We start from the raw sequence: 17,957 nt of genomic DNA, 5'->3' as shown, positions 1-17,957 counted from the left end.
CGCTGAACGGCCATGGCAAGAGTGCGCCGAGCTCGGGGGAGGCCGTGTCCACGGCCTCCGCGGGGGTCCTCCCCACCGAGCCACCGCGCTTCCACACGAAGGTCGAGGTGCGCTGGTCCGATATGGACGCCTTCCAGCACATCAACCATGCGCGCATGGTGACCCTGCTGGAAGAGGCCCGCATTCCGTGGCTGTTCCTCGCCGAACGGCCCACGGTCAAGCTGCGGTCCGGCTGCGTGCTGGCCGACCTGCACGTGCAGTACAAGGGCCAGTTGCGGCACGAGGATTCGCCGCTGGACGTGTCCATGTGGATCCAGCGGCTGCGCGCGGTGGACTTCACGGTCGGTTACGAGGTGCGCGCGGCCGGGTCTCCGCCGGACTCCCCGCCCGCCGTAGTGGCCTCCACGCAGCTCGCTGCCTTCGATATCGATACGCAGCGACTACGGCGGCTCCGCACCGAGGAACGCGACTACCTGGCGCAGTGGCTGGCCGACTGACAGTGGGCTCGGGACAACTCACGCTGCACGTTCCCGACCCAGCGGAACGCGAAAACCTCGCCGCCTTCATCTCGCACGCGGTGCGGCTGGATCCCGCCTCGGTGATCCGGCTGCGCCGCCGCGGGGACCGCTACGTCTCGGCCTGGGCCGCAACCGGATTCGAGGCGCTGGCGGTGCGTACCGTGGTCGCGGAACTCGGCATGGACGATGTGACCGTGGGCGGCGACACCATTCTGGCGGGCCTGCACGGCCCCGACTCCGGCAACCCGCTGGACCTGGGCTTCGCCATGGACTCCGCCTGGCGCACCGCCCTGCCACCCGAATCGGGATTCGTCCACATCGACGACGTCCCCGCCCGCATGCTCGTCGAATTGGCCGAGCGCGGCGCGCAATTGGCCCAGGAGCACGGCAGTAGCCACGGCCCACCCGCCTCCCTGCTGGACCAGACGGTCCTCACCGTCTCCGGCAGCGGCGAAAAGGTGGAAGTCCCCATGCGAGTGGTCTTCGCCTTGGCCGCCATGGATTTCATCCCCCACGGCGGCGACAAGACCGACTCCCGGCGCATCTCCGTCGACGAGATAGTCCGAGTCCGAGCCGCCCGCACCTGGCTCCGCCTGGACGCCCGTTACGGCTCGGTAGCCCGCCGCCGCGGTACGGGTATGCCTCTGCTCACCAGCTGACCTGCCGGTCACCGATCGCTGGAAGGTCGTGCCGGCCTGCGGATCTCCGCCGACCCGGTCCGCCGAACAACCTGCGAGCAGAGATTCGATGACCCGGGCGGCCGAGTGGGCTGCGGCCCGGCGGGAGTGAATCCGCCGGCCAGAGTGGTCGATTCCGTGTCGCCGTTGGATCAGTATCGCTGGCGGTGTCAGTGCAGGCCGAGCAGACGCAGGCCGGCGGTGATGACTGCCGCGGAGAGGATAACGACGATCAGCGGGGCTTTGCGCCAGGCCAGCACCGCTGCGACGAGAACGCCTGCGGGCAGGGCGAATCCGAAGTTGCCCTTACCGGAGGGCATGAGGGTGGTGACCGCCAGGGCCGTCAACAGCACAACGGACGCGATCTCCAGGAGCTTCACCGTCCGCGGTGAGATGGTCACCCGCTTGCGCAGGGCCGGGCCCGCGAACCGGAATGCGAAGGTGCCCACCGCGAGTGCGATCGCCCCCGCCAGCAGCGTGCTACCCACCGAAACCCGCCGATGCTGTCGCGGCTCGTGCGAACCCGGCCGCATCGTCCATCCCGTCCGCGGCGGTCCCGCCGGAGTCGGCAGCGGAGCTGTCCTTGCCGGAGATGGCGATGTCACCACGCGAGCTTCTGCTGCGATCCAGAGAGACGGCACTGCCGGCGCCAGCAGTGGCAGCGGTATCGGGCATGGCGGATGCGGGCTCGGGATCCGCACTCGAATCCGCCTCTGCCTCCGCGGTTTTGCCCGCGCGGCGCACGACCAGCAGTACGGCCGTCAGCGCGAGCAGAACCGGGATGCCCGCGCCGAGGAAGGGCGTGGCCAGGGCGGCCACTGCCGCGCCCGCCAGAGCCGCTGTCCGCGTGGCGGGATCGCGGAGGGCCGGGAGGACCAAGGAGATCAAGACAGCGGGGAAGACGGCGTCGAGGCCGAAGGCATTGGGGTTGGGGACTATCGAGCCCAGTTCCGCGCCGATCGCCGCGCCGATGGGCCAGGCGGCCACGACCGCGAGGCCGCAGAGCCAGTAGGCGGCGCGGCGGCGTTCGCGGTCGGGCTGGGACAGGGCCATGGCGACGGATTCGTCGTTCATGACGTGGGTGCCGAGGAGGCGGCGCCAGCCGGTGCCGACCACGTCGGGGACGGACAGGCCGTAGGGGACGTGGCGGGCGTTCACCAGCAGGCCGGCCAGGACGGCGGCGATCAGGCTGCCGCCGGCGGTGAGGATGCCGAGGAAGACGAACTCGGAGCCGCCCGCGACCACGGCCACGCTCATGAGCATGGGCAGCCAGGTGGGGAAGCCGGAGGTGACGGCGGTGGCGCCGTAGGACACCCCGATAATGGCGACTGCCAGGCAGATCGCCGCGATACCGGTCAGCACACCCCGATCCAGTGTTCGCCATATCGAACGCATGTTGTCTATAGTGAACGAAACAGCCCTGTCCGTCAAAGGGTCATTTCAGGCCCCGGCGCGGTACCGTCTGGAGCGATCATGACTGCCCACGACGACATGCCGCCCGCGCCCACCACCCCGCAGGAGACCATCGCCGCCGCCCTGCGGCGCGAACGCGCCCGCTCCGGAATCTCGCTCACCGAAGTGGCCAAGCGCGCCGGCATCGCGAAATCGACGCTCTCCCAACTGGAATCCGGCAGCGGCAATCCCAGCCTGGAAACCCTGTGGGCGCTGTGCGTCGCCCTCGAGATCCCGTTCTCACGCCTGTTCGATCCGCCGCGCCCCCGCGTTCAGGTGATCCGCGCGGGCGAGGGCCCGGCGGTGGTCTCCGAGCACGCCGACTACCGGACCATCCTGCTCTCGGCGTCCCCGCCCAATGTCCGCCGCGACTTCTACCGCATCGCCGCCGAGCCGGGCGAGGCCCGCCGCTCCGAACCGCATATGCACGGCGTCATGGAACACGTGGTGCTCTGCGCCGGGCGCGCACTGGTCGGCCTGTCCGATGCCCCGGAGGAACTCGGACCCGGCGACTACATCGCCTATCCCGGCGACCTGCCGCACCTGTTCCAAGCTCTGGAACCGGGCACCTGGGCCACCATGGTGCTCGAATCCTCTTGACGCGCAAGAAGATCTACGCGGCACCCTCGCCGAGGTACTGCAGCCATGTCGGATCCAGTTCCGAACTGGCCGTCAGCAGCCGCCAATGCGGGCCCTTGGGCGCCTCCATCGGGTGATGCAGGGTCCAGCCCAGTTCGCTGAGCAGTTTGTCGGCCTTGCGGTGGTTGCAGGGCGCGCACGAGGCCACGCAGTTCTCCCACGAATGCGCGCCGCCGCGGCTGCGCGGGATCACGTGGTCGATGGTCTCGGCCTTGCCGCCACAGAAGGCGCAGCGGTACCGGTCCCGGTGCATGAGCGCGGCGCGGGTCAACGGCACGCGAGCGCGGTAGGGGACACGCACGTAATTGCGCAATCGGATGACCGAGGGCAACGACACCGCGGTGCCGGCGGAATGCACCACCGGGCCTTCCGGATTGTCGTGGACCGTATCGGCCTTGTCGCAGATCAGCAGCACGATGGCGCGACGCGCGGAGAGCGCGGTCAGCGGTTCGTACGTGGCGTTCAACAGCAGGACGCGGCGTTTGGCCCAGCTGGAAACAACGGGAGGCTCGGGCGAATGATGCGCAGCAGGATGGTCATGATGCGCGCCCGGATGGGCAGGCTCGGGATGAGTGCCCGCATGAGAATGCTCGGGATAAGGCTCGGACAGTACTACATGCAGCGGAGTAGCCCCCGACCCACGATTGTGGACGTCGGCGGGCTGGAGTTGTCGGTGTGTCCGCGCCTCGTGCCTGGCGCTGTGCCGCTGCTTCATGGGTATACCCCGAATTCGTATTCGTCCGATTGTGTGGTATCTCGGCAGACTGCCACCCAGTTGACCATGGAATCGCGCACATTGCCATCTCTTTCGACACATTGTCGGGCACATTCGGATGAACAGCCCGTAACCATCGGGGCGGAAGCCCGTTTACGCCCGTCAGAGCCGTAAAACGGTCTTGTCGAGTGGGGTAGGACACCCTGTCCCGGGCCGCCGCCGGCGGGAGTGGGCAGAATGGTGGACGTGACTTCGGGTGAGCAGCAGACTGCGGTTTCGTTCTACGAGGCCGTCGGCGGGGCGGAGACCTTCCGCCGAATCGTGGCCGCGTTCTACCGGGAGGTGGCGCAGGACGAGGTGCTGCGGCCGCTCTACCCGGAAGCGGACCTGGGCCCGGCGGAACGGCGGCTGCGGATGTTCCTGGAGCAGTACTGGGGTGGACCGCGGACCTACAGCGATGAGCGCGGGCACCCGCGGCTGCGGATGCGGCACCACCCGTTCAAGGTCGGGCCGATCGAGCGGGACGCGTGGTTGCGGGCCATGCACATCGCGGTGGCGGAGATCGAGCCGGAGAAGCTCGACGACGCGCACCGCAAGCAGCTGCTCGACTACCTGGAGATGGCCGCCAATTCGCTCATGAACTCACCGTTCTGAATTACTTGCGCTGAAGACCCACGCGCCCACAGTGTTTCCGATCACACCCCGCGTCCGCTGACTATTTGCTGAAACTGGACAAGTGTCGCCGACGGGTACGCGAAAGTCGGTGTGCTTTGGCACACTACGGCTGTGAGAGACGAATCCGCCGAACCCGTGCCGTCGGTGCCGTGGTGGCGATCGGCCGTGTTCTACCAGGTGTATCCCCGCTCGTTCGCGGACTCCGACGGTGACGGCGTCGGCGATCTGGGCGGGCTGCGCGACAAGCTCGGCTATCTGGAACTGCTGGGGGTGGATGCGCTGTGGCTCTGCCCGGTGATGCGGTCGCCGATGGCGGACGGCGGATACGACGTCTCCGACCCGCGCGATATCGACCCGCTGTTCGGGGGCATCGCGCCGCTCGACGAGGTCATTGCCGAAGCGCACGACCGGCGGATGCGGGTCGTCATGGATCTGGTGCCGAATCACACCAGCGATCAGCATCCGTGGTTCCGGGCGGCGCTGGCCGCGGGGCCGGGCAGTCCGGAGCGGGCGCGGTATCTGTTCCGGGACGGCCGCGGGCCGAATGGTGATGCGCCGCCGAACAATTGGCCGAGCATCTTCGGCGGTCCGGCGTGGACCCGCGTCCGCGCGGCGGACGGTGGACCCGGGCAGTGGTATCTGCACATCTTCGCGCCGGAGCAACCCGATCTGAACTGGGAAAACCCGGAGGTCGCAGCCGATTTCGAGCAGACCATGCGGTTCTGGCTGGATCGCGGCGTGGACGGATTCCGCATCGACGTCGCGCACGGCATGGCCAAACCGGCCGGCCTGCCCGATATGGCGGGCCTCGACACCCGGCTGCTCTCGCACAATGACGACGATCCGCGCTTCAACAATCCGGGCGTGCACGAGATCCACCGCCGCCTGCGCAAGGTGATGGACGAATACCCGCACGCGGTGGCCATCGGCGAGGTGTGGGTGGACGACAACACCCGCTTCGGCGAGTACGTGCGACCCGACGAATTACACCTGGCCTTCAACTTCCGCCTGGCCGAAACACCCTTCCGGGTGGACCGGATTCGCGATGCCGTCGACAACTCGCTGCACGCGGTGGCGGCGGTCGGGGCGAGCGCCACCTGGACGCTCTCGAACCACGATATCGAGCGTGAGGTCACCCGCTACGGCGGCGGCGCGACCGGGCAGGCGCGGGCGCGGGCCATGATCCTGCTGGAGCTGGCCTTACCGGGCGCCGTATTCGTCTACAACGGTGCGGAATTGGGGCTGCCGAACGTGGACGACCTGCCGGACGCCGCGCTGCGGGATCCGGTGTGGGAGCGGTCCGGGCACACCCAGCGCGGGCGGGACGGCTGCCGGGTGCCGCTGCCCTGGGAGGGGGAGCGGCCGCCGTTCGGATTCACCACGGGGACACCGTGGCTGCCGATGCCGCCCGCGTGGGCGCAGTTGACCGTGGAGAAGCAGTTGGAGCGGCTCGAATCCATGCTGTCGCTGTATCGGATGGCCATCGAATTGCGGGCGGTGCGGCCGGAATTCGCGGGGCCGGGGCTGGAGTGGTACGGAAGTCCGCCGGGCTGCCTGGCCTTTCGGCGCGACGGCGGGCTGCTGTGCGTGCTGAATGCGACCGATTCGGCGATTCTGCTGCCCGCCGGGGAAGTTCTGCTGGCGAGTGCGCCGATTACCGCGAGGAAACTTCCGGCAAACTCGACGGCCTGGCTGGTGTGAAAGATGTTTGTTACGACACGGTCGCGCTGACCCTTACCGGTCGTAGTAGTGAGGGGGGCATCGACTACCGTTGGGCCGTGAGCATTCTCCAGACAGTGCTGATCTATGTCGGCATCCCGCTTGCGATCTATCTGGTGATCGCCGGATTGTCGTTCCTCGGTAAGCCGCTGCCGGGCAAGAGGCCGGCGCACTACGAACTCGGTGAGAAGTGGACGCAGCCGCCGGTGCTGTGGAGCGCTACCGACGAAGTGACCGGTTCCGGTCATCACGACACTGCAGACTCGCATGGCAACCATGCGGCTATCGAATCCGCGGGCGCGGAGCTGATCGGAGGCCGGGCAAGTGGCAAGTTCTAATTGGCCCGCGGTGAACGAGGCCGACCTACCGCACGGATTCGCCGTCACCACCAGCGGACGCGTGTCGGGTGTGCACGAGGCCGGCGACATCTTCAGCGATGTGCCGTTCACCGATAACGAGCGCCTGCTCATGGACAACACGCTCACCGATGCCACCCGCGCCACCAAGGTCCGGTTCAACATCTACATCGGCGACCTCGGCTCGGATTCCGCCGAGGGCGCGGACGCGCTGTTCCCGGCCACCCCGGAGGCCGCGCGCTCGGTGCTCATCGCCGTCGACCCCAACACCAACTCCGTCGAGGTGCGCTCCGGCCGCGATGTCGCGGAACGCGCCAACGACCGCGTCTGCCAGCTCGGCGCCACCGCCGCCCTGAGCTCCTGCCGCCAGGGCGAGCTCATCGACGGCCTGGTCTCGGCCGTGCGCGTCATGGCCGCCGCCATCGGCCGCGTCTGACTCGCAGCCTGCCGCGCTGATGGGCAGTTTGGGGGCCTCGGCCCCCAAACCCCGATCGGGTTTCGCTGTGAGCAGATCGGGGCGCGGATTCGGGGTGGGGGAACTTAGGCTCGGGGTATGTCCGAGAAACCGCGGTTGACCGCTATTCCTGGTGGGCGTGAGGATCGGCCGCGGGAGGCGCGGCGGGGTGCGGCGCGGGAGCCGTTGTGGCGGGAGGCGCTGGGGGAACAGCTCCGGACCCTGCGGTTGGGGCAGGGGGAGAAGCTGACGGAAACGGCCGGGCGGGCCGGTATTTCGCCGCAATACCTTTCGGAGGTCGAGCGGGGCCGGAAAGAGCCCTCCAGCGAGATGATCGCCGCGCTCGCGGGAGCCCTGGGAACCACGCTCTGGGGATTGACCCAGCAGGTCGCCGAGGAGCTGCACCGCCGCCAGCTCGCCGCCTACAGCCGCCCCACCACCCACCGCCCAGCCTCCGGACCGGTCATGCTCGCCCTGGTCGCGTAAATCCTTCCCGCGAGAGGGAATTGGTGGTGGTGGCTTCTCGGGAAACGCCGCCACCAATTCCCTCTCGCGGGAATCAGCTTCGGGGGCCCAGGATTTGGTCGACGAGGCCGTAGTCGAGGGCTGCTCGGGCGGTGAAGACGCGGTCGCGGTCGGTGTCGCGGCGGAGGGTTTCGATGGTCTGGTTGGTGTGTTCGGCCAGGATTTCCTCGACTTCGGCGCGGAGGCGGGCGAGTTCCTCGGCTTGGATGATGAGGTCGGGGATGGCGCCGCGGCCGCTGGCCGCGGGTTGATGCAGGACGACGCGGGCGTGCGGGAGCATGGTGCGGCGGCCGCGGGCGCCGCCGGCGAGCAGGACCGCGCCGACGGCGATGGCCTGGCCCACGCAGGTGGTGATGACGGGTGAGCCGATGTGCTGGATGGTGTCGTAGATGGCGAGCATGGCCGACAGGTCGCCGCCCTCGCAGTTGATGTAGAGGCTGATGTCCTGGCCGGGGCTTTCGGCGTCCAGGTGCAGCAGCTGGGCGATGAGGGCGTTGGCGACGCCCGAGTCGATGGGTGTGCCCAGGTAGACGATGCGTTCGGTGAGCAGATGCGAGTAGACGTCCATGATCCGCTCGCCGCGCGGATGCTGCGCGATGACATTGGGAATGGTGTAGGAAGTCATGCCGAGATCCCCAGCTTCTGTCGTTGCGGGACGACCTGCCAGAACGAGTCGACGATGCCGTCGATGAATCCGTAGTCCTTGGCCTGGGTCGCGGTGAACCAGCGATCGTGCAGCGAATCCTCGTAGATCTGGTCGAAGGGCTGCCGGGTGTCCTCGGAGATGAGCCCGAGCACGGTCTGCACGGTGTAGCGCAGATCGTCGGCCTGCACGTCGACCTCCACCGCGCTGCCGCCGATACCGGCCGACCCCTGATGCATGAGGATCCGCGCGTGCGGTAGCGCGAACCGCCGCCCGTGCGTGCCCGCCGACAGTAGGAATTGCCCTGCGCTGCAAGCCAATCCGAGCGCCAGCGTGGATACCTCGCAGGGGACGAGCCGCATCACGTCCCGGATCGCCAGCATGGCCGGCACCGACCCGCCGGGCGAATGGATCCACAGCGAGATCGGCGCCTCCGGATCCTCCGCCGCCAGGGTGAGCAGCTGCGTCATGAGCAGTGTCCCGTTGTCGTCGTCCAGCGCCCCGTCGAGGACGAGGACCCGCCGTCCGAAGAGTTGTTCCCGTGTCCGCCAGTTGAACATCGGAGTCGTGTTGTCTGCCATGACTTCACGGTGCCCGAACTACACCCGTCCTGGTGTGCCGCGCTGCTGTGAGCAGATCCGCTCACGGCAGCGCACCGGTGAAGGCCTGGTCGGTGATCCGGTCGTTCGTCGGCCGAACGCAGGGGCCCCCGCCGCGAGCATGCGGCGGGGGCCCCTTGTGTCGGTACCGGCGTTATCGCCGATCGAATTCCCGTGCGCGCAGGGAACGTTCGATGCCGGCACGGCCTTCCACCACGAGGCGGCGCAGGGCCGGCGGACGCTCCTCGGCGAGGAACTTGTCGGCGACGGCGACCGCTTCATCGGTGACCGCCCAGTGCGGGTACAGCCCCACCACGACGGTCTGCGCTACCTCGCTGGAACGCCGCTCCCACACCGACGGGATCTCGGCGAAATACCGTTCGATGTAAGGCGTCAGCAGCTCGCCCTGCCCGACCGGAGCGAACCCGGCCACGATGGCGCGAGCCGTGATGTTCGGGACCGTGTCATCGCCCATGACGGTGTCCCAGGCCGCTTCCTTGACGACGGCCTGCGGGCGGGCGGCCCGGGCCGCGGCGGCCTGCCGGCGTCCCGCGGCGGTCGGGTCGCGATCGAATTCGGCATCGATGAACGGGGTTTCGATGCCGTCGGTATCGATCACACCCGAGGCGGCGAGCGCCTGGACGACCCGCCAGCGCAGGTCGGTGTCCACGGTCAACCCGGTGAGGCCGGCTGCGGCCGGATCGGCGTCGAGCAGCTGCCGCAGCACCGCGGTGTGGCGGTCGGCGAGCTTGGCGCCGGTGAGGGCATTGACGAAGGCCAGCTGGTGGTCGGAGCCCGGCGCGGCGGCGCGGGCCAGTTCCAGCAGCCGGTCGGTGTACTCGGGCCAGCCGGTCTGCGCGGCCCACTCCGGGTCGGCGTAGGCGCCGAGCGCGGTGTTCGCCTGCATCAGGAGTCGTTGCACCACACCGATTTCGGTTTCCGCGCCGACGCCGCGCTGTACCAGCGCCACGAAGTCGCGGGCCCGCAGTTCGGCCTGCCGGGTCATTTCCCACGCGGCCGACCAGCACAGCGTGCGGGGCAGCGGTTCGGCGATATCGGCGATGCGGGCCACCACGGTATCCAGCGAGGCCGGGTCCAGTCGGACTGAGCAGTAGGTGAGGTCGTCGTCGTTGACGATGACCAGCTTGCCCTGCGGCACGCCGACCAGTTCCGGCACCTCGGTGCGCTCGACCGGGTCGACGTCGAGCTCGATGCGCTTGGTGCGCACCAGCTTTCCGTCCTGGTCGTCGTAGACGCCGATGGCGAGGCGGTGCACGCGGCGCTCACCCGCGCCCGGTTCGGCGCCTTCCTGAATGACGCTGAACGACGTGTACTTGCCGTCCTGCACGGTGAAGTCCGGGCGCAGGATGTTCAGGCCGGTGGTCTTCAGCCACTGTGCGCCCCAGGTGGACAGGTCGCGGCCGGAGGCCTGCTCCAGCGCGCCCACCAGGTCGTTGAACGTGGCGTTGTCGTAGGCGTGTTCGGTGAAGTAGGCGCGCAGGCCCGCCAGGAACGGCTCCAGCCCGACGTAGGCCACCAGCTGCTTGAGCACGGAAGCGCCCTTGGCGTAGGTGATGCCGTCGAAGTTCACCTCGACCGCCGCCAGGTCCGGGATGTCGGCGGCGATGGGGTGGGTGGACGGCAGCTGGTCCTGCCGGTACGCCCAGGACTTCTCCAGATTCGCGAAAGTGGTCCAGGCATTGGTGTATTCGGTCGCGCCGACCTGGCACAGCACCGAGGCGAAGGTGGCGAAGGATTCGTTCAGCCACAGGTCGTCCCACCACTTCATGGTGACCAGGTCGCCGAACCACATGTGCGCCATCTCGTGCAGCACGGTCTCGCAGCGGCGCTCGTAGGAGGCGCGGGTCACCTTGGAACGGAAGACGTAATCCTCGAGGAACGTGACCGCGCCCGCGTTCTCCATTGCGCCCGCGTTGAATTCGGGCACGAACAGCTGGTCGTATTTGCCGAAGGCGTACGGCACACCGAAATTGGTGTGATAGAAGCCGAAACCCTGTTTGGTTTCGGTGAAAAGCCGTTCGGCGTCCATGAATTCGGCCAGCGAGGCGCGGCAGTAGATGCCCAGCGGGATATCGCCGTGCTCGTCGATGTAGCGGTCGGTCCACTTGGCGTACGGTCCGGCGATGAGCGCCACCAGGTAGGTGCTCATGCGCGGCGTGGTGTCGAAGGTGTGCTCGGCCACCGTGCCGATCTTGCGGGTGGAGGTGACCGCGCCGTTCGAGATGACCTCCCAGTCCTCGGGCGCGGTGACGATCATGTCGTAGGTGGCCTTGAGGTCCGGCTGGTCGAAGCAGGCGAACATGCGCTTGCAGTCGGCGGTTTCGAACTGGGAGTACAGGTACACCTTGTTGTCGGTGGGGTCGACGAAGCGGTGCAGACCTTCACCGGTGTGCGAGTATTCGCAGTCGGCCTCGACCACCAGGGTGTTCTGGGTGGCGAGGCCCGGCAGCGTGATGCCCTCGGCCTCGTCGTAACCGCTGACATCGAGGGCGACGCCGTTCAGCACCGCCGACCGCACACCCGCGCCCACGATGTCGATGAAGGTGGTCGCACCCGGGGTTGCCGTGAACTTCACCGTCGAGCGCGAGTGGAAGCTGTCGTTGCGCGGTTCCTCGGCATTGGTGGGTTGCCCGGTCAGATCCAATTCGACCCGATAGTTCTCCACCTGTACCGTCGCGGCGCGTTCGATCGCCTGCTCGCGGGTGAGATTCGGTGCGGACAAGGGGGCTCCTTCGCTCTACGGAGAACTACGCGAACCTTGCCAGCTTGCCATGTCCGCGTACTGCCGCGCAGGGCGTCCGCCCGGCCTGGTCGGGGCCGCCGGAGGGCCGTCGGTAGGCTGTGGCGCGGTTGCACATCGCGCGCTCGCGCCCACCTGGAGGAGGACAGTTGAAGCACATTCACGCCGGTAAGGTGCGCGATCTGTACGAGGATGGCGATTCGCTGATCCTGGTCGCCTCGGACCGGGTGTCTGTCTTCGATGTCGTACTGCCCACACCGATCCCGGGTAAGGGCGCCATGCTCACCCAGCTGTCGAACTGGTGGTTCGGGTTCTTCGCGGATGTGCCGAACCACATCATCTCCACCACCGATGTGCCCGCCGAATTCGCGGGCCGCGGCGTCCGGGTCAAACCGCTGAACATGGTGAAGGTGGAATGCATCGCGCGCGGCTACCTGACGGGCTCCGGCCTGAAGGAGTACCAGCGCACCGGCACCGTATCGGGCGTGCAGCTGCCGCCGGGCCTGCGCGACGGCGACAAGCTGCCCGAACCCATCTTCACCCCGACCACGAAGGCCGATGTCGGACACGACGAACCGATCTCCTTCGACGATGTGGTGAACCAGGAGGGCAAGGAGGTCGCCGAGCAGCTGCGCGACCTGACCCTCGAGGTGTACACCCGCGGCGCCGAGCACGCCGCCGCGCGCGGGGTCATCATTGCCGATACCAAGATCGAACTCGGTTGGGACGGTGACGTTCTCACCCTCGGCGACGAGGTGCTGACCTCCGACTCCTCCCGCTTCTGGCCCGCCTCCGAATACGAGCCCGGCCACCCGCAGCCGTCCTTCGACAAGCAGTACGTCCGCGACTGGTCCACCTCGACGGGCTGGAACAAGGAGTACCCGGGCCCGGAGATCCCCGCCGAGGTCGTCGAGGTCACGCGCCAGAAGTACGCCCAGGCCTACGAACTCGTCACCGGCAACCCCTGGACCGGCTTCCAGGGCTAGCGCGACAAGATCACCGGGAAGCTGTTGCGGCATCGGCCGAGTAGGCGCCACCACAGCTTCCCACTCGTCGGCGGCCGCACCGCCCAGGCCGGTGCTATAGCGTGCGTTTTCCGGCCAGGCGGGGTTTGCTGTGGTCGTAGGTGAAGCCCTGGTTCCGGACGCGGTCGATCCGGCTTTTCAGGATCTGCCGCACTCGCCGTGCCCGCTGTACAGGTGAGCGGCGGTTCCGCGCGTGGTACGTCGTGCCGGACATTTCCGGGTTCGCTTCGGATCGCCCCGCTTTCGTGCCGGAGGGGTTCGGTGCTCCGCGCACCCTCGGTGCGCCGCGCGATGTCCCGGCGGGCCGTCAGGGATTGCGGAGGTGGGCGGCTCGGAGCATGAGGTAGTCGCGTTCGGGTTGGCTGGCGGTGCGGCGGGCGGCGGCCGTGTAGGCGGCGATGGCGGACTTGTCGTCGCCGGCCATTTCGTGGAGGTGCCCGCGGACCGCTTCGAGCCGGTGGGTGCCGGAGAGTGATTCGTCGAGGGTGGCGGCGAGGTCGAGACCGGCCTGGGGGCCGTGCACCATGGCGGTGGCCACCGCGCGGTTGAGGGTGACCATCGGGTTCGGGGCGAGCTGTTCGAGGGTGTTGTACAGCACCAGGATTCGTGCCCAGTCGGTGTCCTCCGCGCGCAGAGCCTGGGCGTGCAGGACGGCGATGGCGGCTTGGATCTGGTAGGGGCCGGTGAGGCCGCCGGGGAGGGTGGCGGTGACCAGGCGGACGCCGTCGATGATGGTGTCGCGCTGCCAGAGTCGCCGATCCTGTTCGGCCAGGGGGATGAGTTCACCGTGCGTGCCGGTGCGGGCGGCGCGGCGGGAATCGGTGAGCAGCAGCAGCGCCAGCAGACCGGTCACCTCGGCATCGTCGGGCAGGAGCCGGTGCAGGGCGCGGGCCAGCCGGATGGCCTCCGCCGCTAGATCGCCGCGCCGCAACTCCGGGCCCGTGCTGGTGTGCCCCTCGGTGAAGATCAGGTACAGCACGTGCAGCACCGCGCCTACCCGTGCTCGCCATTCACCTTGGTACACAACGGCTTCGGGTGTATCCGCGTCCGAGGGCGGTGCGAAAGGCCGTTCCAGGCCGGCGAGCCGCTTCTTGGCGCGGGTGATGCGTTGCGCCATGGTCGATTCGGGGAGCAGGAAGGCGCGGGCGATCTCGGCGGTGGTGAGCCCGCCGACAGCGCGCAGCGTGAGCGCGATGGCGGCCGCGGGGGACAGGTCGGGGTGGCAGCAGAGGAAGAACAGGGTGAGCGTGTCGTCCCGGCCGGGATCACCGAGGTCGGGTTCCGCGCCGAAGTCGCCGGGGACTTCTCGTAGCGCCGTGGCGGTTTCGCGATTGCGGCGCGCGACCTCGGCGCGCACGGTGTCGATGAGCCGGCGCTGGGCGACCTGGATGAGCCAGCCGCGCGGGTTCTCCGGGAATCCGTCGGCGGGCCATTGCGTCGCGGCCGCGAGCAGCGCCTCCTGGAGCGCGTCCTCGGCGGCGGCGAAATCGCCGTAGCGGCGCACCAGCGTGCCGAGGACCTGCGGTGCGAGCTCGCGCAGCAGGTCCTCGAGCCGGGTGTCCGGCATTACTGGTCGGCGGCGGGGGCGCTCATGACCTGGCGCACCTCGATGTATTCGCCGATGGGTTTGCCGCCGGGGCCGGGTGCGGCCGAGGCCTGGGCGGCGATGGCGTAGGCGCGGTCCGGGCTGTCGACGTCGACGATCCAGTAGCCGGCCAGGAATTCCTTGGTCTCGGGGAAGGGGCCGTCGGTGATGAGCGGCGCGGACCGGCCGTCCGAACTGACGACCCGGACCTGGCTGGGATCGGCCAGGCCCTGTGCGTCGACCAGTTCCCCGGACTTGGCGAGTTCTTCGCCGAGCGCGCGCTGGAAGTCGATGTGCGCCTGGATCTCCTCCGGCGTCCATTCGCTGATCGCGGTGTCGCAGTAGGCGGCGGGGCTGTAGGTCTTCAGCAGCATGTACTTCACGATCGGCTCCTTCGTTCGAGGATGCGCCGCGGTGGCACTCTCGTGCCTTGGTCGGAGTCTGACGCACCGATTCGACGTAGTTGCGATTCCTAGCGGGTGACGCTGGTCATAGTGGGCTCTTCGGGTCGGCGAGGCGGCCCGGGTCCACGGGTTCTCCGCTCAGGATCAGCTGTTTGATCCGGTCGGTGACATCCCAGACGTTCACGTTCATCCCGGCCAGCACCCGGTCCGAGGAGCTCAGCCAGAACGCCACGAACTCGCGCTTGCCGAGATCGCCGCGCACCACGACGCGGGCGTCCCGATGCGGCGCGACGTAGCCGGTGTACTCCATCCCCAGGTCGTATTGATCGGTGAAGAAGTACGGCAACTTGTCGTAGACGCCGGGTTTGCCGAGCATGGTGAGCGCCGCGACGGCGGGTTGATTCAGCGCGTTGGCCCAGTGCTCGACGCGGACGCGCTGCCCGAGAATCGGATGCTGCTGGTCGGCGATATCGCCGACGGCCACGATGTCCGGGTCGCTGGTGGCGAGGCTCTCGTCCACGAGGACGCCGCCGGCGGTGGACAGTCCGGCGTCGACGGCCAGTTCGATATTGGGCCGGGCTCCCACCGCCACCAGCACGGCGTCCGCCTCGATGACGGAGTCGTCGCCGAGCCGGACGCCGGTGGCGATCCCGTCGCGGGTGACGATCTCCGCGACCTTGACCCCGGTGCGCAGGTCGACGCCGTGTTCGCGGTGCAGTCCGCCGAAGACCGCGCCCATCTCGGTGCCGAGCGCGCCCTCCAGCGGTGTCTGTTGGGTCTCCAGCACGGTGACCTCGAGCCCCGCGATGCGGGCCGCCGCGGTCACTTCGAGGCCGATCCAGCCGGCGCCGATCACCACCAATCGCTGTGCGCCGCGGAACAATTCGAGCAGTGTTTCGCTGTCCTCGGCGGTGCGCAGCACATACACGTTTTCCGCGTCGGCGCCGGGGAGGGGCAGCTTGCGGGGCCGGGATCCGGTGGCGAGCGCCAGTTTGTCGTAAGGCAGGGTCGTACCGTCCGGCAGGGCAATGGTTTTGGAGGCGCGGTCGATGCCGGTGACCGTGGTGCCGAGCAGGACTTCGATGTGGTGGTCGCGGTACCACTGCGCCGTGTCCACAATGCAGTCGTCGACGGTTTTCTTGCCGAGCAGGCATTCCTTGGACAGTGGCGGCCGCTCGTAGGGCAGTCGTTCCTCCGCGCTGACGAGACTGACCGTCCCGTCGAAATCATTGGCGCGCAGGGCCTCCGCGAGCTTGGCCGCGGCCAGCCCCCCGCCTGCGATGACGAACCTGGATGTCGTGGTCATGCCGAAACCTCCTGCTTCGCGCAGTCGTGACGCCGCCGACGAGGCCGATACCCGACACTAACCCCCCGAACCGGAAATATCGGCGAGAATCCCGGTTGTTGCGCATTGCAGGACGGCCGTGCCCGGCCGCAACCGTTTGCGAAAGGACTTTCCGTGAGTGACACCAAGAAGGACCGGGTCGACTTCTGGTTCGACCCGCTGTGCCCCTGGTGCTGGATCACCTCCCGCTGGATTCTCGAGGTCGAGAAGGTCCGCGATATCGAGGCGCATTTCCACGTCATGAGCCTGTCGGTGCTCAATGAGAACCGGGAAGGGCTGCCGCCGCAGTACGAGGAGCTGCTGAAGACCGGCTGGGGTCCGGTGCGCGTCGCGATCGCGGCCGCCAAGGAGCACGGCGAGAAGGTGCTGCTGCCGCTGTACACCGCGATGGGCACCCGGCTGCACAACCGCCGCGACGAGTACACGCAGGAGGACCGCGGCGAGCGGCTGGCCGTCGTGATCCAGGAGTCGCTGGCGGAGGTGGGCCTGCCCGCCGATCTGGCCGAGGCCGCGAACAGCACCGATCTGGACGAGGCGCTGCGGGAATCGCATCACGCGGGCATGGACAAGGTCGGCCCGGATGTCGGCACCCCGACCATCCACATCAACGACTCCGCGTTCTTCGGCCCGGTGCTGTCGCGCATTCCGCGCGGGGAAGAGGCGGGCAAGGTGTGGGACGGCGCGGTCGCCCTCGCTTCGTTCCCGTACTTCTTCGAGCTCAAGCGCACCCGGACCGAAGACCCGAACTTCGACTGAGCGGTCCGGGTCGTCGATCGCGGGTCCGCGGGTTTCAGCTCGCGGGTCCGCGGTAGTCGTAGTAGGTCGTCGTCTCGCCGTATCCGCTCGGCATCGGTTGCGGATAACCCCCGTACGGCGGGGCGCCGGCCGGCGGTTGCGGCGCTGCCGGCCGCAGGAACATGCGGCCGTGCCGGCTGCGGTCGCGCAGCGCCGACATGCGCCAGGTGAGCACCGGGTGGGTGGCCGTGGCGTTGACCAGCCAGACGAAGAAGCCCTTCTCCCGGGGTGCGCGGTCGGCCATTTCGTGGAAGCCGACCAGCGAGTTCAGGTACTTGCCACCCGCAAGTGTCTGCATGGCGGTGGGTGCGCCGTTGGGCCGGTTGCAGAAGCCGTGATTGTCGGCGGTGTACTCCTGGGCGCGGATCAGCGTATTGCCGAGGATGGGCAGGAACGGCACCAGGAACATGCCGAGCTGCCGCCAATAGGAGACGTGCCCGGCCGCGATGTGCCCGACCTCGTGGCCGATGATGAAGGCGAGCGCGTCGGGTTGGCGTGCGGCGCCGCCGATTTCGAACAGGTCCGCGTACACCACCACGAACCGGCGGTAGCCGTGCCCGGAGGCGAAGGCATTGATCTGCCCGTTGCCCAGCAGCACGTACGCGTCGGGCACCTTCTTCATGCCGTAGCGGGTGGCGGCTTCCTGGACCATGCGGTAGCCCTCGGGAAACTGGGTGGGTGACATCTTCACCCCGTTGACGCGCATGGTGGCGTAGGTGCTGCCGCGGCCGATCCACACCAGCAGTGGTGCGCCCAGGAACAGGCCTACGTACTGGTTGATCTCGCCGAGCGCCACCATGAGGATGGCGAGCAGGTAACCGAGCACGGTGAGCGTCACCACGATCACCAGCATCGGGATCTCCCAGCTGTGCCGTGCGGGCCTGCCGTAGGGCGAGAGTCCCCGGGTCTGTTGCACGACCGGTGGCGGCGGTGGCGAATACGGTTGCTGCGGAGCCCATCCCGGCGGGCCGACCTGCGGATTCCAGCCGGTCATCCCCGTGACCGGATTCCAGGCGGGCGGCTCGCCGTACTGCTGCCCATATTGATTGCCTGAGGTTTGCCCCCCGTAG

The 17,957-nt window shown here is 68.4% G+C and carries 20 protein-coding genes; 10 read left to right on the top strand and 10 right to left on the bottom strand.

The features are described from left to right. Positions 1–44 precede the first annotated feature (44 nt). Entirely contained in the window at positions 45–497 is a 453-nt protein-coding gene (locus tag ACIP5Y_RS06290; protein WP_400349167.1) for an acyl-CoA thioesterase, read from the top strand. Then, the gene (locus tag ACIP5Y_RS06285; RefSeq protein ID WP_400348069.1) at positions 482–1,177 is read left to right on the top strand and encodes a hypothetical protein; all 696 of its coding nucleotides are present in this window, start codon (positions 482–484) and stop codon (positions 1,175–1,177) included. Before ACIP5Y_RS06290 ends, ACIP5Y_RS06285 begins: the two co-directional genes overlap by 16 nt. 188 nt (positions 1,178–1,365) lie before the next feature. On the opposite strand, the gene ACIP5Y_RS06280 is transcribed toward ACIP5Y_RS06285, so the two are convergent. Then, on the bottom strand, positions 1,366–1,728 hold the full coding sequence (locus ACIP5Y_RS06280; protein ID WP_400348067.1) for an AzlD domain-containing protein: 363 nt from the start codon (positions 1,726–1,728) through the stop codon (positions 1,366–1,368). Next, entirely contained in the window at positions 1,676–2,590 is a 915-nt protein-coding gene (locus tag ACIP5Y_RS06275) for an AzlC family ABC transporter permease (protein WP_400348065.1), read from the bottom strand. The genes ACIP5Y_RS06280 and ACIP5Y_RS06275 overlap by 53 nt, the downstream gene beginning before the upstream one ends. Before the next feature lie 78 nt (positions 2,591–2,668). Here ACIP5Y_RS06275 and ACIP5Y_RS06270 point away from each other — a divergent pair, with 78 nt between their 5' ends. Beyond that, the gene (locus ACIP5Y_RS06270; RefSeq protein ID WP_400348063.1) at positions 2,669–3,247 is read left to right on the top strand and encodes a helix-turn-helix domain-containing protein; all 579 of its coding nucleotides are present in this window, start codon (positions 2,669–2,671) and stop codon (positions 3,245–3,247) included. A gap of 13 nt (positions 3,248–3,260) precedes the next feature. Here the strand turns inward: ACIP5Y_RS06270 and ACIP5Y_RS06265 are convergent, their stop codons facing one another. After that, positions 3,261–4,001 carry an HNH endonuclease gene (locus ACIP5Y_RS06265; protein WP_400348061.1) on the bottom strand — a complete coding sequence of 247 codons (741 nt, stop codon included), beginning with the start codon at positions 3,999–4,001 and terminating at the stop codon, positions 3,261–3,263. A 237-nt stretch (positions 4,002–4,238) separates the two neighbouring features. Here ACIP5Y_RS06265 and ACIP5Y_RS06260 point away from each other — a divergent pair, with 237 nt between their 5' ends. The 5 genes from ACIP5Y_RS06260 to ACIP5Y_RS06240 all read left to right on the top strand — a co-directional run bounded on the left by ACIP5Y_RS06260 (position 4,239) and on the right by ACIP5Y_RS06240 (position 7,691). Continuing rightward, on the top strand, positions 4,239–4,655 hold the full coding sequence (locus ACIP5Y_RS06260; RefSeq protein WP_400348059.1) for a globin: 417 nt from the start codon (positions 4,239–4,241) through the stop codon (positions 4,653–4,655). A 132-nt stretch (positions 4,656–4,787) separates the two neighbouring features. After that, positions 4,788–6,377: a glycoside hydrolase family 13 protein gene (locus ACIP5Y_RS06255; protein WP_400348057.1), complete on the top strand. Its 1,590-nt coding sequence runs from the start codon at positions 4,788–4,790 to the stop codon at positions 6,375–6,377. Between the two features lie 77 nt (positions 6,378–6,454). Then, positions 6,455–6,733 carry a hypothetical protein gene (locus ACIP5Y_RS06250; protein ID WP_397003642.1) on the top strand — a complete coding sequence of 93 codons (279 nt, stop codon included), beginning with the start codon at positions 6,455–6,457 and terminating at the stop codon, positions 6,731–6,733. Beyond that, complete coding sequence (locus ACIP5Y_RS06245) at positions 6,720–7,187, top strand: DUF5130 domain-containing protein (RefSeq protein ID WP_400348055.1); 468 nt, start codon at positions 6,720–6,722, stop codon at positions 7,185–7,187. Before ACIP5Y_RS06250 ends, ACIP5Y_RS06245 begins: the two co-directional genes overlap by 14 nt. Positions 7,188–7,304: 117 nt before the next feature. After that, positions 7,305–7,691 (top strand): helix-turn-helix domain-containing protein, encoded by a 387-nt coding sequence (locus tag ACIP5Y_RS06240; protein ID WP_400348054.1) that lies wholly within the window; start codon positions 7,305–7,307, stop codon positions 7,689–7,691. 73 nt (positions 7,692–7,764) lie between these two features. Here the strand turns inward: ACIP5Y_RS06240 and ACIP5Y_RS06235 are convergent, their stop codons facing one another. The 3 genes from ACIP5Y_RS06235 to pepN all read right to left on the bottom strand — a co-directional run bounded on the left by ACIP5Y_RS06235 (position 7,765) and on the right by pepN (position 11,715). After that, a complete protein-coding gene (locus ACIP5Y_RS06235; RefSeq protein WP_400348052.1) occupies positions 7,765–8,355 on the bottom strand; it encodes a ClpP family protease in 591 nt (196 codons plus the stop codon). Further along, complete coding sequence (locus ACIP5Y_RS06230) at positions 8,352–8,954, bottom strand: ClpP family protease (protein WP_400348051.1); 603 nt, start codon at positions 8,952–8,954, stop codon at positions 8,352–8,354. Before ACIP5Y_RS06230 ends, ACIP5Y_RS06235 begins: the two co-directional genes overlap by 4 nt. Positions 8,955–9,126: 172 nt before the next feature. Continuing rightward, on the bottom strand, positions 9,127–11,715 hold the full coding sequence (gene pepN, locus ACIP5Y_RS06225; protein WP_400348049.1) for an aminopeptidase N: 2,589 nt from the start codon (positions 11,713–11,715) through the stop codon (positions 9,127–9,129). A 167-nt stretch (positions 11,716–11,882) separates the two neighbouring features. Here pepN and ACIP5Y_RS06220 point away from each other — a divergent pair, with 167 nt between their 5' ends. Beyond that, positions 11,883–12,719 carry a phosphoribosylaminoimidazolesuccinocarboxamide synthase gene (locus tag ACIP5Y_RS06220; protein ID WP_400348047.1) on the top strand — a complete coding sequence of 279 codons (837 nt, stop codon included), beginning with the start codon at positions 11,883–11,885 and terminating at the stop codon, positions 12,717–12,719. A 346-nt stretch (positions 12,720–13,065) separates the two neighbouring features. Here ACIP5Y_RS06220 and ACIP5Y_RS06215 read toward each other — a convergent pair whose 3' ends face one another. The 3 genes from ACIP5Y_RS06215 to ACIP5Y_RS06205 form a co-directional block, all read right to left on the bottom strand. Continuing rightward, complete coding sequence (locus ACIP5Y_RS06215; RefSeq protein WP_400348045.1) at positions 13,066–14,325, bottom strand: RNA polymerase sigma factor; 1,260 nt, start codon at positions 14,323–14,325, stop codon at positions 13,066–13,068. Further along, complete coding sequence (locus ACIP5Y_RS06210; protein WP_400348044.1) at positions 14,325–14,726, bottom strand: YciI family protein; 402 nt, start codon at positions 14,724–14,726, stop codon at positions 14,325–14,327. The genes ACIP5Y_RS06215 and ACIP5Y_RS06210 overlap by 1 nt, the downstream gene beginning before the upstream one ends. A gap of 106 nt (positions 14,727–14,832) precedes the next feature. Continuing rightward, positions 14,833–16,053 (bottom strand): NAD(P)/FAD-dependent oxidoreductase, encoded by a 1,221-nt coding sequence (locus tag ACIP5Y_RS06205; RefSeq protein WP_400348042.1) that lies wholly within the window; start codon positions 16,051–16,053, stop codon positions 14,833–14,835. A gap of 153 nt (positions 16,054–16,206) precedes the next feature. Here ACIP5Y_RS06205 and ACIP5Y_RS06200 point away from each other — a divergent pair, with 153 nt between their 5' ends. Continuing rightward, positions 16,207–16,848 (top strand): DsbA family protein, encoded by a 642-nt coding sequence (locus ACIP5Y_RS06200; protein ID WP_400348040.1) that lies wholly within the window; start codon positions 16,207–16,209, stop codon positions 16,846–16,848. A 34-nt stretch (positions 16,849–16,882) separates the two neighbouring features. On the opposite strand, the gene ACIP5Y_RS06195 is transcribed toward ACIP5Y_RS06200, so the two are convergent. Further along, complete coding sequence (locus ACIP5Y_RS06195; RefSeq protein ID WP_400349165.1) at positions 16,883–17,881, bottom strand: M48 family metallopeptidase; 999 nt, start codon at positions 17,879–17,881, stop codon at positions 16,883–16,885. Positions 17,882–17,957 lie beyond the last annotated feature (76 nt).

The sequence above is a fragment of the Nocardia sp. NPDC088792 genome (genome assembly GCF_044750615.1).
Taxonomy (GTDB): domain Bacteria; phylum Actinomycetota; class Actinomycetes; order Mycobacteriales; family Mycobacteriaceae; genus Nocardia.
Note: the sequence above shows the minus strand (reverse complement) of the source record. Positions and strands in the feature narration are given on the sequence as shown.

Coding starts and splice junctions, on each gene's coding strand:
- ACIP5Y_RS06215 (WP_400348045.1), bottom strand. CDS start 14,325: ATGCCGGACACCCGGCTCGAGGACCTGCTGCGCGAGCTCGCACCGCAG.
- ACIP5Y_RS06280 (WP_400348067.1), bottom strand. CDS start 1,728: ATGCGGCCGGGTTCGCACGAGCCGCGACAGCATCGGCGGGTTTCGGTG.
- ACIP5Y_RS06195 (WP_400349165.1), bottom strand. CDS start 17,881: ATGACCGGCTGGAATCCGCAGGTCGGCCCGCCGGGATGGGCTCCGCAG.
- ACIP5Y_RS06270 (WP_400348063.1), top strand. CDS start 2,669: ATGACTGCCCACGACGACATGCCGCCCGCGCCCACCACCCCGCAGGAG.
- ACIP5Y_RS06235 (WP_400348052.1), bottom strand. CDS start 8,355: ATGACTTCCTACACCATTCCCAATGTCATCGCGCAGCATCCGCGCGGC.
- ACIP5Y_RS06230 (WP_400348051.1), bottom strand. CDS start 8,954: ATGGCAGACAACACGACTCCGATGTTCAACTGGCGGACACGGGAACAA.
- ACIP5Y_RS06265 (WP_400348061.1), bottom strand. CDS start 4,001: ATGAAGCAGCGGCACAGCGCCAGGCACGAGGCGCGGACACACCGACAA.
- ACIP5Y_RS06205 (WP_400348042.1), bottom strand. CDS start 16,053: ATGACCACGACATCCAGGTTCGTCATCGCAGGCGGGGGGCTGGCCGCG.
- ACIP5Y_RS06275 (WP_400348065.1), bottom strand. CDS start 2,590: ATGCGTTCGATATGGCGAACACTGGATCGGGGTGTGCTGACCGGTATC.
- ACIP5Y_RS06260 (WP_400348059.1), top strand. CDS start 4,239: ATGGTGGACGTGACTTCGGGTGAGCAGCAGACTGCGGTTTCGTTCTAC.
- ACIP5Y_RS06240 (WP_400348054.1), top strand. CDS start 7,305: ATGTCCGAGAAACCGCGGTTGACCGCTATTCCTGGTGGGCGTGAGGAT.